The following is an 11,999-nucleotide window of genomic DNA, read 5'->3' on the forward strand; positions in this document are numbered from 1 at the left end:
AATGAATGATTTCGATGAGCTAAGTCTAAGGTTAGCGATTGAATAACAAAAATAACCATTTGATTTAAATTCTATACGAATATGGTATAGATAACTTTCTAAGCCATGTTTTGTTGAATCGCCTCAATTTCACTCTGTACGACAGCAACAAAGACACTGGCTGTAGGGGATAGAGTATGCGAATGGTGTGTCATCACTAATGGCATTTGTACGTCCACAGATTCAAGATTAACAAATACACATCCCTCACTGCGTAAATCACGAATTGCATGCGGTGCGATAGATACACCTAAGCCAGAAGAGACTTGGGTTAACACGGTTTGCATGTTGTTGGGTTGTTTTTTTATATTTGGAGAGAATCCAGATAGGTCACATTGAGTAATGATGGAGTCAAATAATCCTACCGCTTGTTCACGTTCAAATAAGATGAAAGGGTCTTGCTGCAGTTGTTTCATTTGAATGGTGGAGTATTTAGCCAACTCGTGGGTGACGGGCAAAACAGCAACAAGCTTATCTGTATAAATCGTCACCGAGGTGTAATCATCAACAAGCAGGTTCGGCAGTGGGCGAGAGAAGCTAATATCGATCTCTCGTTTGTCCAGAGCTTCGATCTGTTCAGAAGCCGTCATCTCAACAAGATCAACATCAATATTGGGGTTTTCAGCAATATACTGTCGAACTAAACGAGGCAAAAAGCTCAGAGTTGCGCCTCCAAGATAACCAATAGTTAAAGTACCAATACAACCAGAAGAAGCTCGAATCGCGGACTGTTTTGCTTGTTCCGTTTGTTCGATGAGTCTAATCGCATCTTTAAGTAAGTGCTGCCCTGCGGCGCTAATGACGACTTCGCGAGATGTACGGAAAAATAGGCTCACTCCAAGTTCGTGTTCAAGGCTTGTGATATGGCGGCTAATGGCAGGTTGAACGGTATTTAACTCTTTTGCAGCTTTTGAAAAACTGCAATGTGTCGCGACAGCCACAAAGCTTTTTAGTACTTTGATTTCCATATAGCCTCAATATAAACCTAGGTGATAAAAAAGCGCTAACTTGCGCCTATATTGCTTTTATTATCAATCACAAAGACCTTGCTAGCAAACCTTAGGGTAATAACGTTTGCAAGGCTCTGGTCACTTGTGAGAGTGGGGCGATAATCCTACGTATTCAGCTTTCAAGCTTTCTGTTTTCTAGATAATTCTTTTTCAAACTTTTAGTTTTCGAGCTCTTCGTTTTCGAGATTGCGCCGAACTAAATCGTGCATTTGTTTTACAGTCATCAGTGCTAACCAGGTAATTTCTTCTACTGAACGTTGACCCGTTGTGGAAGTTGGGTTGTGGGCTTCAATCACAGATTGATAAATTGAATCGCCGCAAGCCTCTTCTATTGGCATAGCTCTATATAGTTTGGTTTATTTGAAAGCTAATCTATGAGGTTTAAGACAGTAAGATAGGGTTCAAAAATAGACAGCTTGGTAGTTGATGGAATCAGTACAGAACGAGATTCGACTTAATCCTATCTTCTCGCTGCGATTGTATTCATTGATCGAGTGGTCAAAGCCATAGGCTGTCGACGGGGCCATATATTGAGTTATGCCTTGCTGTGTCGCTGTTATTTCATCATGGCCATGACCGCAGAACACGTCACGAACGCGATATTTTCGAAGCACTTTCATCACATCAGTATCGTTCTCTAGGCGGATCGCTTTCATCCAATCTGCACCGACTGGAATGACAGGGTGGTGAACAACCACGATAGGATCATTGGCCTTTCTCAATTGTTGTTTTAGCTGAGCCATGCCGCGGTTATCAATACGCCCTGAACCAAGTGGGTGGCGGTTGTCTAGCGGCTTGAAGCTTGAGTCTAGGAACACAAACTCTCGTTCACCGATGGTGGCTTTGTCGGTGACATAAATCGTCGAGCCTTTTAGCTCTGTGCGCATTAAGCGAGAGTCATCATGATTACCCGCAATCACATAAATGGATTGGTCGCTAATGTGTTGCCTAATGAATGCCTCTAATCGAACGTAGTCGCCAGACTTTGGGTTACAACAAATATCACCAGTCAGAAAGATGGTCTTGCATGCCGTGTCTTTGTTGACGTATTCCAGTGCTCTGCGCAGGTTCTCATAGCTGGATTCATCGGAAAGGTGGCAATCACTGATTTGGTACACGGTATTCATTGTTATTGTCCGGTAATTCGATACGTAGAATTAAAAGTGATAGAAAAATGCCTGCTAAATCAGCAGGCATTTATTGGTGTTATTTCGCTTTTGATGCGGCGTGGTGTTCAATCATGAAGGCAATAGCTTCATCGTTTAAACAAGATTTACTCACATATTGGCGCTGTTTACCGATATGCAGGATAAAACCAAGATCGGTCTGCTCAAGTTGGTCGATGTCACTCCACGCGATGGTGTTGGTCGCTTTGTGGTTTTTGTAACTTACTCCGTTAGCGTCACCTTGAAAGACAATTTTGCTGCCTGCGCCTGAGCTGATCTTTTGTCGCCATAACCACCAGGTTCTTTTGCAGTACACACTGAATGCTTCAATCACACTCAAAACGATAAAGAACCAGCCAACATAGCCGTTAGGTAATAGTTCAAACTCCAGCAGAACCACACCAAAAATAAGAAACAGTATTCCTTTTAAGTAGGCTTTTGGAAATTGAGTCGGAAGGCTAGTTTGATCATAACACTCCGCGAAAAACGTCTTGTCGAGTTTGTATTCTGTAGTGAAACCGGGTTCTTTAGACATGTGAGGCTACTTTATGGTTCTCTGTGAATGGGCTGTCAGTGGGCAGGTGTCCCACGCTGCAATTTTGCAACTTGATTATTGTATCGCTTCTCACTGTTTTTATTTAGATATTTTGGCTCTGTTTTGTAAATCGATGATACTTAACGGGTCTATTCTAACTTTAGCTATCAGACTAGTGTAGGGGCATCTTTAAAGTCACCTAAAAATTTGGTGATGGGATGGATAGATCTGTGGAGTCACCCGGTTGTTGGGACTACTGGCCTTTTTGGATAAAACTTCGATCTCATTTTGTTGGTTGATGGAGTCTATAGTGATTAGCGTGCTTTATCACTACTGTTGAGGGGCTGGCATAGTCTGCTCTAACAGAATAAACATATGAAGCTTGCAAAGTTCATCACTGTTCACTCTGAGAGGCCATGCCCAAAGCGATACCTTGGGCATGGCCTTATTCTATTTCAGTTTTAGGATCAGTACTCGATGAATAATGACACCTGCTTAACGTTAATGAAGAAACTTCTTTCATAGGGAGAAGAGGTAAGAGCAATATCTAGTTTGTTCAACCCAGACACTCTCTTCTCATTTAATGCTTCTAATAGTTTAGAGTTGGTAAACCTAAGCGTTTGACCGGCTTCTACGTTGTTGAATGTAGTGAGTGGATTACTCCATGCTGCACATATTGTAAAAGACTCACAGAACGTGTCGTAATCCAGTGTGTTTGGAGACCAAGTTTGATTAACGATATGCGCAGTTACATTGTTGAATGGAAATTGAAGAGTTGAATCTCCGAAATCAACAATAAGCGTTGCCTGTTTAATTTTCCCTCGAACCTCACTTAAGTCAAAACTCGCTAGTGTTTCGTAGTCGTATGGGATTGAAGCCCCCGCTCTTAAGTAACCACCGACACGATGTTGCGTGACATGTGTTGCCGGGGTTGCTTGCCAGTTTTCTCTTTCCAAACCGAATAGGTTAGAGGGGAGGGTCACATTCACTGGCGGACTGAAATCAGAGGCTTGGTATGGTGGAGTTTGACCGAGAACTCCTTGTCGATAGGAGTCAACGCCACTGTAGATTAGCAGTGCGTTCAGTTCATAAGGACCATCGGCTTGCTTAAACGTGTCACCAGGAACGGTAAACTTGATGGTGTTTTCGCCAGCCTCAAGCGGTTCTTGGAAACTCACTAGCTCTAAATACTCTCCGGCTGCACCAACGATATTTACCGAACCTGTGTAAGTTCCACTGCGCGTAACATGGATAGGAAACTCAAAACTCAGCGAATCAATGTAGGTTCCATCTTGCGACATAGTCGGTGTGGTGACTAAACTCCCCGTGACTTCAATCGGTTAGCGGCAACGCTCAAAAGATGCTAAATCAATAAATTCTTCAAACTGAATTCGAGGGGCTGAAATTCGTATGTCATCTTGAGTGATTGCGTAGATGATCGTCGGGTTGGAGGTCAAAGTAGACGCTGAATCAAACGCGCCAAAAATATCTTCAGTTGAGTACTGTAGAATGACGATTTGCTTCGCAGGTTTGAGTTGCAGACGTTTGCTTGTGTTCAGCTCGTCAATTCCATCGGTGAGGTAACCATGAATGGCAAAATCCCCCGCGGATTTAACATCAAGTTCCAAGCGCTGCTCTAAGGCAATAACACAGCCTTCAGAGGAAAACAGTGGAGCGAGTGAGAGGCTGACAAATTCAATGTCAGAGGGTAGTACGTGGATTTTTTTACTTGTCTGGCGAGTGATAGTTGTTCCATATTCTTCAAAAGACGTTATGCCTTCAATTAGATAATCCCCTTCAGCGGGTGGAACGAAAATATTGCTGTAGACACCATCTTTAGCAATAGCATCGAAATTGACACCCTCATCTTTAAGCGTCAGGCGTGTTTTTATTCCAGCTTCATCAATGATCACTGCGCTGGTTTGGGCACCTGTGATTGGATTCCCTTTGTTTGTCAGTAATGCAGAAACGGGAACTGGTTCACCGACCACAAATTGGTTTGCAGCTATCGCCATGCCAAACGCAATAGGGGATTGGATCGCAACCTGAGCAATAATTACTGTGTTGTAACTTGGGTTTGGAAAATCAACGACGATCTTCCATTCGCCAGGTTCAGGGTTAGTTACTTCAGGCAAAAATAAATAGCTGCCCGGTAGCGGCGGACTTTGTGTGTCACCTGAAAGTATGTTCGCTTGCACATCATTGGATGATGTTGCGACTTGCCCGTTAGGCTTGACTAAATATACGGTTGCATCATCCAACGGCACGATGATTTCTGCTTTTAGGGCTTCCGCTTTGTCGATGGTAAATAGCATTGTGACTTCGTTATCGTTACTAGTCACTGGTTGAGATAGTGTCGTGCTTGTACTCATCCCAACGGGTATTGCATTACTGGCGATAGCCGGTGTGATGAAGGTACAGAAAAGACTGAACACCATCACTAATTGCTTGATGAATTTCATTGTGGCCACTCCTTAGCGCATTGAAATAATTTGTTGTAGAAAACGTTCAACGTTTTGTCCCGTTTTCATTGTTGAGTGGTTAGCCAATACGTTACCCAATGCATTGGTATAACTTGGGTTAGCGCTTGCCAAGGTCACAACAACATCATTTTCTTGCGGTACTGTTTGAATGGCTTGGTAACTGACTATGGTGATTGGATGAGCTTGTGGTCCATGCACACTTGGCATTGTGACCGATTGAGTTTGAGTATCGAGGTAGGCCGCAGAACTAAAGCTTCTTAGCGCCTGCCAAGCGTTAACGCCTGCCCAACGCGATCCCCATGGGAATAGGCCAACGATATCAGGATCTTTCTCAATAACACCGTCTTGGTTGAGATCGGCATTTGCCCCAATAGAAAATGTATTTGCAATATTGCCGCGAGTACGCATTTGGATCGCGTTTGATGCTGTATCCGTTGTTAGATCACGGATACCAGGCATTTTAGGACCCGCAAACGGAATATTTGGGAGTTGCATGTACTTGCCAGCGTAATTATTTGGATCGGTACTGACGTTACTGTAGATATCGGCGTAGTGGTCCATTTTTATCACCGACAAATCTGCTGCGACGCTACCAAGGTGAGGTGTGGAGAAAGTAGAAAGGGAGGTTATCTCAAAGGAAGGGCTAAGTGCTTTGAGGTTTTGGGTATCTAGCCCGCCTTTACTGTGTGCAATGACGTGAACTTTGTCGGATTTCAACTCATCGAGAAAACCCTGAATTTTGTTGTTCAAGATATTAGCGTTAGTCGCTGTGGTTCCATTTTTGTCAGCAGAGAAACGAGTATAACGAATGCCATAGTCATCAAGTGTAGAAAGCACGCCTGGAGCCGTATCATCATCCCAAGTGTCTGATTGTGCAGCAATGCCATGAGCAAGAATCACAGGAATGGCAACATCAAACTCGATTGAGACCCAATCGACAGACATACACCAGTTGTCTCCCGTATTGCCAGTATCAATATCGACGCGAATCTCATTGTTTTGGCCGAACTTGATATCACTGATATCGACTTGAAGGTTAGTATCCGTCCAGCGGTTATCAGAGCCTTGCAGCGTACCTAAAGACTTTCCGTTAAAAGATACGACATCTATTTCTGGAGCAATATTACTGACGTTGGCATTGGAGTCTATGTCGAAGACCGGCATGCTGATCCTTGCGTTAGAACCGATAACGCCTTTTTGCTGCATATCGCCCAGTTTACTCGGAGCAATTCTCCCGTCACTTTGTAAAACGTTGGGGCTGACGACCATAGGAACAGGTAAAGAGATAAGTAGAGGTCCGCCAGAAGCATAGGTACAACCGGTATCCAGACCAGGACCCGAATTCACAACATAAACGCCGAGTTCTTCTTGCGGTGGGGCTATCCCAGAGCTTTGTGAGCGCATCGAAAAATTACGCAATTCGTATGAATCAGGTATATCTTCGGCACTCGCGAAACTCGGAGAAAGTAACAAAACACTGAGCGTGGCGCTCGGAATGTATAGTTTCATTTGTTTACCTTTGAGTATAGGTTATCCAAGAATTTGGTTGAAGAAAGCTCTATCTGTAGTTGTAAGGTAAAGGCTTGGAGTTTGATGTGAAATTTATTGGGTATAATTTCGGCTTGTTACTCAATTGATAAAACTGCTGCTCTATTTTTTTTCAAAATAGGAAGAGTGCGATCGTAGTTTCTGGATTGCGGAAGTTATGTCCTTATTTTCAAAAGGAGGGGGATAGTGCTCTAATATTGTTAGAACAATCTAAGTTAGTTTATGAAAGAGTAGCTAAGAATAGGAAAATCAAAGTTGGATGTAGGTTTGTTACAGAACTACATAGAGCGCGCTGTTCTGAATGGCTGACTACTAACCTAACTGGCTGTGCAAAGTTAGGTTAGTAGAAATTATGTGGCTGTTAATTCAGATTTGAGAGATAAGGGCTAGTGTTTTTTAGTAAAAATGGTAAAGGTCGCAATAAACTGAGGTTTGTTATTACATCGTTCGCTACATAGTGAAAACAGGCGACATACCGCTGTCTTGTCCACTCATTAGCAACAAGCCAATTAAGACAAGTAAAACACCACCGAATAGCTGTAAATAATGACCTGCGGCTTTTAGTGAAGCACTGTTATTCTTGTTACCTGCTGCCAAATAGCGTTTTACCAAGTTCTTGCCTGTTAGTGTCATTATAGCAATCGTCGAGGTTGTGAAAGCAGTACCAATCGCCATGGAAAAAGCACTGACAACACCCATCCAATATAGGCCAACCATGTTTGCGAAAAGCAGTACCATGATGGCTCCGGTGCACGGTCTTACGCCAATCGTCACTATAATTCCAGCATATTCTCGGAGCGTTGAGGCTTTGTTGATTGCGTCTGCATCGGCTACATGCTGGTGGCCGCACCCACAGTCGGCATGAGAATGATCTGCATGAGTGTTAGCTGCGGCTTGCATTGTGCTAGTAGCGTCGATTATCGGAGAAGGGGCTGATATTGATGAACGAAGTGCCATTGGCGAACGCGCTGAAATTGTCGCAGCTGTGTCTGTTGCGAGTGTAGTGATGGCTTTCACTTTCAGCTTAGGCTTACGCATAGCGGTGTAGATGTTTTTCAAAGCCTTCCAACATATAAGTGCGCCGACGACCGCGACTAAGGCAAAGCTTAATGAAACAAACATATTCGCTTTGTCATTCACTACTCGCATGGAAGCACTAAAGCCCCACAGCAACACGCTTACTAGTAAGATTGCGACCAATGCTTGTAAAAAAGCGGAGACGACCGTAAGCACTAAACTCGCCTTGGCTTTGGTTGGGTGAGTCGCTAAGTAAGTCGACACGATAACTTTGCCGTGCCCAGGCCCCAAAGAATGAAGCATGCCATAGATAAAGCTGAACCCGATAAGGTAACTGCCTGCGCCCCAAGGGTTGGATTTAGCTTCATAGAGCAGGTCTGCAAGTTCTGAATTGACTTCTCTTTGCCATTGAATGCTAGAGATAACTAACGATGGCCACATGGACCACAGTTGATACGCACCAATAGCAATAAGCACGAACGCGCCAGCACCAATGAGGTAGTGATTGATTTTGGATTGATTTTTCTTCATTTAACAAGAACCTATATCTGAAATCTTTCTGTTAATTAGTTGCCATGCTTAATCAGCTAGACGCTGACTTAAAGGCTGAAACGAACCACTGCGACTAAGAAGCGGGAACCGCCGCACAATGAAGCTCAACCGATTGTGTAAACAGTTGGCCTAGCGTGTTATCTGGATCTGCATCGACAGGTAAAGACATTGCATAACTCATTTGCTCTGGCGTCGGGTTAGGCTCGATTAATTCTAAATGGCATTGTCTTGCTAGTTCAGGTGACAATGTCACGTCGCTGTTGGATAGCCACGACATGTCGACAAAGTAACTAGGGTCAAAAATCAATACGCGAAGCGAGTTTCGTGTCACAGGCTTAGGTTTAGAAAGTGGTAGGTCAAATGTTAGAACCATCTTGGCTTTATCACGCTCAAACTTTGCGTTCTCAACCACCTGATATTTGATGGGCTCTTCACCATCATAAAAGTACGTGAAGTAGTGCTCGTACATCATGTTTTCGATTACAGACGCAGCGAGCTTTTTGAATGTTTCAGTTTCTGTATCGGCAGAGACGTCTTCTCCATCCAACATGTACATCGAGGTCATTGCATCAAAAGACCACTCCATAGAGAGACCGGTGATCATGCCATTCTCTCCCTCAATATGAGTTTTCATCTCTATCCAAGAGTGAGGGTGGGCATATAGATTTGGCGCAAAACACAATAATGCTAGGCCAACAGTCAAGCCCTTGAGAGAGCGAAAGCATGTCGAGAAACGGCTTACATAGCGTGTGGAGAGGCGATTGATGACATCGATTAGAATAAATGGCTGTTTCATGAGAAATGATGGTAATTTAGTGTGATGTTATATTATAACAACTCGATGCGTTGTTCACTTCAAATTATAAGCTTGTTTACATTGAAGCCGACTGCAATTCTTGATTTTCAATCCAACCTATTTTTCCTATAAACATCTTTGATTGGTCCCTAATTCGACATTATTCAGACTAGTGTGTGACGTTGAATAGTCGATTAAGCTCTCGGTTGTGCGAGGCCTTTTTGTAATGGGTTTGAGCTTGGCTCTTGATAACAGGCATTGACAACGCAAAAAATACCCCCAGTAAAAATACTACCCCCTAGTATATATGGTTATTTGAAAGGTAACTGAGATAGGCTGAAGATGACGGTAAGTTTGGGTGCTTGTGATCTTCGTTATCGATCCAGTAAATCTTATTTTTCACATGATGGTTATTGGCATATGCCAATAATGGGGCGTATGCTGAACTCCTGATCATCAATAACAGGAAGTTACTATGTTATACGCAGTACCTTGTCGCGACCTTCATGTTGGCAACCACTTTGCTCGTTCCCCACAGATCGCGATTGTCGATGAACAACGACAGATAAAACAGATTGTTCCTTTGATTGACTCCGACACCTCTTGCAATAAAAAGAAGCAATGGATTTCGGTTCTCCGTTCTTACGATGTGAAATCTGTGGTGGTTCGTTATATTGGTAAGAAGATGCTAGCGCACTTGTTCAATAACGATATTCGAGTCTTGGCATCGACAGGTAAGGCAGAAATCGGGGCTTTGGATTTCGACAATCTACGGGAAGTGACCGATCTCGATTATGGTCGCGAGCCGAGAAATAGTGGGTGTGGCAATAAAACGTGCGGCGAAAACGGGCACAAAAAACAAGCTTCGATTCTAATGGTACAGCCTAATCAGCTAGGTGCTATTCGAGGGTTCCGACAATGACCTTTTTGTTGACGCTATTGGGGTTTGTCGGAGTCGTTACATTGATGGCGATAGGCGTGATTTTTTCGCGCAAGCCAATCAAAGGCAGCTGTGGAGGATTGGCGCAGTTAGATATTGAGCGTGAATGCAATTGCAAGGATGTGTGTGAAGGGCAAAGCAAAAAGCTGTATCAGATTACTGAGCCATCAAGCTAAGTATCGAAGTAAGCATCAGAGTTCTCGCTCACTGAGTTAAATAACTTCTGGCTAACACGTTAATTAACTACTTTGAATCACCAACGCGTGACCATTGACGATGCACTTGGCGACTTTAGCTCGTGCACGCTTGATAATGTTGCCGAACGTTTGGCGAGACACCTGCATTTGTTCAGCGGCTTCAAGCTGGCTCAGGCCTTCTTGATCAGCCAAGCGCAAGGCTTCGAGCTCTTCCAATAGCAATTCTTCTTTATGAAGCTCGTCCATAGGAACACCATTGGGCTTAAAACAAGAGTAAGCCGTACGGGTACACAACTGGCGATGTTTTTTTGGTCGAGCCATATCAATCTCTAGCAATCTATGGGTAAAGGTAAGTATGAAGGTTTTCTTTCCACACAATCATCGGCGTTGCCAAGTGTGCAGCCAAGGTTTTTTCAACGACAGCGCCATTTGTTTTGAAGCTATTGGCGAGCATGACACTTTAACTAAGCATGAGGCAGTAGCTAAATATAAAACCAGAGCCAAGATTGTACCAACAGATAAAGCTGAGGGCTACGATGGCATCATGCAAGGTGGCATTGTCACTACACTGCATGACAGCGCGATGTTGCATTGTCTATTTCAGAATGATATCAAGGCGATGACGGTGAGTTTAACCTCTCGTTTTCATCATCCGATTTTGATTGGTCAAGAACTGGAAGTTCGTGCCCAATGGGTGAAAAGTAGACGTAATATCTACTTCCTAGAAAGCCAAATTACTCAGTGCGGAAAGTTATGTTCGTCGGCACAAAGTCAGTTTATGTCAGTTTCTAGCTATCAAACTTAAGCTTGGTATAGCGGTGTTGTTTTATCAGTTATAAAAGTCCAACTACGGTTTCATAATCACTGAAAATAACGTGTACTAAGAAGAGATTAACCGCGCCCTGTTGAAGATTCGTGAGTCACGAAAGTGGCGTAAAATCTTGGTCGATTATTTCGCAGATCAGTAATCGAAATTAGAGGCTTATTCAAAAGCTTTTGGACTTTCGCCGTTACAGTTGATCTGAATCTGAGGCCTTGATCTTTTTGAAGTATTTAAATGCACTCCAAACTGCGTAAGCCGCAACCCCTACAATCAATGCCGAGCGAAGGAGAATAGGCGCATCATGCTCAAGTTGACCAACATGAGGAACAATACTGGCAAACAATCGACTGGTAAAAAGCAGCCCCATTACTAACATAATTACTTTATTCATGTGACCTGCCATACAATTGAGTACGTTGCACAGAACGAGTTTTGGGGCGATTACACGGTTAACACGCCAGACAACGATTCTGCTCGAAATAAAATCATGCGCTTCTCAAACGTAACCGTCAATGCGATATCGGCGTTAAGCCAGTAAGCTAAAATTTCGTTTTTGGAAGGGGGCTGTTCTGGTGCTGGAGTTTCGAGTTCGAGACTGTGGGAGGGCTATGACATCTTCCCATGAATTTGATTTTCCGGAATTATTATTCTGATTTATGATCGCATGCAATCTAGGGGGGACAAACAGGGCAAGATCATGAAAAACCCATATGGAATAAGGGGTAGCGTGAAGTGATGTTTCCACTAATTTGTACACTGAAGTCACAACAAATTCAATACATTCAAGATCGATTTGATGATCAGATTTAGGTGTGATCATATACTGTTTTTTAACAGCAGATATTTAGCCATAATGAATGGATTAAGCCTTTTAGACCATATTTCAGTTATTC

Annotated in this window: 14 protein-coding genes and 1 pseudogene; 4 read left to right on the plus strand and 11 right to left on the minus strand. The window is 43.3% G+C overall.

From position 1 onward, the window contains the following. Positions 1–98: 98 nt before the first annotated feature. From AB4133_RS18155 to AB4133_RS18195, 9 genes are all read right to left on the minus strand, one after another. Entirely contained in the window at positions 99–1,007 is a 909-nt protein-coding gene (locus tag AB4133_RS18155; protein WP_102333226.1) for a LysR family transcriptional regulator, read from the minus strand. 200 nt (positions 1,008–1,207) lie between these two features. Next, positions 1,208–1,387, minus strand: a complete 180-nt coding sequence (locus AB4133_RS18160) for a hypothetical protein (RefSeq protein ID WP_017059095.1) — start codon at positions 1,385–1,387, stop codon at positions 1,208–1,210. A gap of 63 nt (positions 1,388–1,450) precedes the next feature. After that, the gene (locus AB4133_RS18165; RefSeq protein WP_372225242.1) at positions 1,451–2,176 is read right to left on the minus strand and encodes a metallophosphoesterase; all 726 of its coding nucleotides are present in this window, start codon (positions 2,174–2,176) and stop codon (positions 1,451–1,453) included. A gap of 79 nt (positions 2,177–2,255) precedes the next feature. Further along, positions 2,256–2,750 (minus strand): YcxB family protein, encoded by a 495-nt coding sequence (locus AB4133_RS18170; RefSeq protein WP_017059097.1) that lies wholly within the window; start codon positions 2,748–2,750, stop codon positions 2,256–2,258. A gap of 467 nt (positions 2,751–3,217) precedes the next feature. Further along, the gene (locus AB4133_RS18175) at positions 3,218–4,051 is read right to left on the minus strand and encodes a hypothetical protein (RefSeq protein ID WP_372225243.1); all 834 of its coding nucleotides are present in this window, start codon (positions 4,049–4,051) and stop codon (positions 3,218–3,220) included. Between the two features lie 39 nt (positions 4,052–4,090). Then, positions 4,091–5,212 (minus strand): choice-of-anchor X domain-containing protein, encoded by a 1,122-nt coding sequence (locus tag AB4133_RS18180; RefSeq protein WP_372225245.1) that lies wholly within the window; start codon positions 5,210–5,212, stop codon positions 4,091–4,093. Positions 5,213–5,224: 12 nt separating this feature from the next. Next, on the minus strand, positions 5,225–6,742 hold the full coding sequence (locus AB4133_RS18185) for an esterase/lipase family protein (protein ID WP_372225248.1): 1,518 nt from the start codon (positions 6,740–6,742) through the stop codon (positions 5,225–5,227). A gap of 489 nt (positions 6,743–7,231) precedes the next feature. After that, the gene (locus AB4133_RS18190; protein WP_017059100.1) at positions 7,232–8,329 is read right to left on the minus strand and encodes a nickel/cobalt transporter; all 1,098 of its coding nucleotides are present in this window, start codon (positions 8,327–8,329) and stop codon (positions 7,232–7,234) included. Positions 8,330–8,423: 94 nt separating this feature from the next. Then, the gene (locus tag AB4133_RS18195; protein ID WP_029235926.1) at positions 8,424–9,146 is read right to left on the minus strand and encodes a DUF1007 family protein; all 723 of its coding nucleotides are present in this window, start codon (positions 9,144–9,146) and stop codon (positions 8,424–8,426) included. A gap of 475 nt (positions 9,147–9,621) precedes the next feature. On the opposite strand from AB4133_RS18195, the gene AB4133_RS18200 reads away from it, so the two are divergent. Continuing rightward, positions 9,622–10,068, plus strand: a complete 447-nt coding sequence (locus tag AB4133_RS18200) for a NifB/NifX family molybdenum-iron cluster-binding protein (protein ID WP_017059102.1) — start codon at positions 9,622–9,624, stop codon at positions 10,066–10,068. Next, positions 10,065–10,262 carry a (Na+)-NQR maturation NqrM gene (gene nqrM / locus AB4133_RS18205; RefSeq protein WP_017059103.1) on the plus strand — a complete coding sequence of 66 codons (198 nt, stop codon included), beginning with the start codon at positions 10,065–10,067 and terminating at the stop codon, positions 10,260–10,262. The genes AB4133_RS18200 and nqrM overlap by 4 nt, the downstream gene beginning before the upstream one ends. Before the next feature lie 63 nt (positions 10,263–10,325). Here the strand turns inward: nqrM and AB4133_RS18210 are convergent, their stop codons facing one another. Then, entirely contained in the window at positions 10,326–10,604 is a 279-nt protein-coding gene (locus tag AB4133_RS18210; protein WP_029235478.1) for a DUF134 domain-containing protein, read from the minus strand. A gap of 34 nt (positions 10,605–10,638) precedes the next feature. Here AB4133_RS18210 and AB4133_RS18215 point away from each other — a divergent pair, with 34 nt between their 5' ends. Together AB4133_RS18215 and AB4133_RS18220 are read left to right on the plus strand one after the other, a co-directional pair. Next, positions 10,639–11,088 (plus strand): PaaI family thioesterase, encoded by a 450-nt coding sequence (locus tag AB4133_RS18215; RefSeq protein WP_017059105.1) that lies wholly within the window; start codon positions 10,639–10,641, stop codon positions 11,086–11,088. Between the two features lie 34 nt (positions 11,089–11,122). Next, a pseudogene (locus tag AB4133_RS18220) lies at positions 11,123–11,251 on the plus strand (ABC transporter substrate-binding protein); the annotation flags it as partial. A 42-nt stretch (positions 11,252–11,293) separates the two neighbouring features. On the opposite strand, the gene AB4133_RS18225 reads toward AB4133_RS18220, so the two are convergent. Beyond that, entirely contained in the window at positions 11,294–11,497 is a 204-nt protein-coding gene (locus AB4133_RS18225; RefSeq protein WP_017059106.1) for a hypothetical protein, read from the minus strand. Positions 11,498–11,999 lie beyond the last annotated feature (502 nt).

This window comes from Vibrio sp. 10N.286.52.F8 (assembly GCF_041468745.1).
In the GTDB taxonomy this organism is placed as follows: domain Bacteria; phylum Pseudomonadota; class Gammaproteobacteria; order Enterobacterales; family Vibrionaceae; genus Vibrio; species Vibrio crassostreae_C.

Bases quoted from the DNA above. Each gene is read 5' to 3' on its own strand.
- AB4133_RS18155 (WP_102333226.1), bottom strand. From the start codon at position 1,007: ATGGAAATCAAAGTACTAAAAAGCTTTGTGGCTGTCGCGACACATTGC.
- AB4133_RS18160 (WP_017059095.1), bottom strand. From the start codon at position 1,387: ATGCCAATAGAAGAGGCTTGCGGCGATTCAATTTATCAATCTGTGATT.
- AB4133_RS18165 (WP_372225242.1), bottom strand. From the start codon at position 2,176: ATGAATACCGTGTACCAAATCAGTGATTGCCACCTTTCCGATGAATCC.
- AB4133_RS18170 (WP_017059097.1), bottom strand. From the start codon at position 2,750: ATGTCTAAAGAACCCGGTTTCACTACAGAATACAAACTCGACAAGACG.
- AB4133_RS18175 (WP_372225243.1), bottom strand. From the start codon at position 4,051: ATGTCGCAAGATGGAACCTACATTGATTCGCTGAGTTTTGAGTTTCCT.
- AB4133_RS18180 (WP_372225245.1), bottom strand. From the start codon at position 5,212: ATGAAATTCATCAAGCAATTAGTGATGGTGTTCAGTCTTTTCTGTACC.
- AB4133_RS18185 (WP_372225248.1), bottom strand. From the start codon at position 6,742: ATGAAACTATACATTCCGAGCGCCACGCTCAGTGTTTTGTTACTTTCT.
- AB4133_RS18190 (WP_017059100.1), bottom strand. From the start codon at position 8,329: ATGAAGAAAAATCAATCCAAAATCAATCACTACCTCATTGGTGCTGGC.
- AB4133_RS18195 (WP_029235926.1), bottom strand. From the start codon at position 9,146: ATGAAACAGCCATTTATTCTAATCGATGTCATCAATCGCCTCTCCACA.
- AB4133_RS18200 (WP_017059102.1), top strand. From the start codon at position 9,622: ATGTTATACGCAGTACCTTGTCGCGACCTTCATGTTGGCAACCACTTT.
- nqrM (WP_017059103.1), top strand. From the start codon at position 10,065: ATGACCTTTTTGTTGACGCTATTGGGGTTTGTCGGAGTCGTTACATTG.
- AB4133_RS18210 (WP_029235478.1), bottom strand. From the start codon at position 10,604: ATGGCTCGACCAAAAAAACATCGCCAGTTGTGTACCCGTACGGCTTAC.
- AB4133_RS18215 (WP_017059105.1), top strand. From the start codon at position 10,639: ATGAAGGTTTTCTTTCCACACAATCATCGGCGTTGCCAAGTGTGCAGC.
- AB4133_RS18225 (WP_017059106.1), bottom strand. From the start codon at position 11,497: ATGAATAAAGTAATTATGTTAGTAATGGGGCTGCTTTTTACCAGTCGA.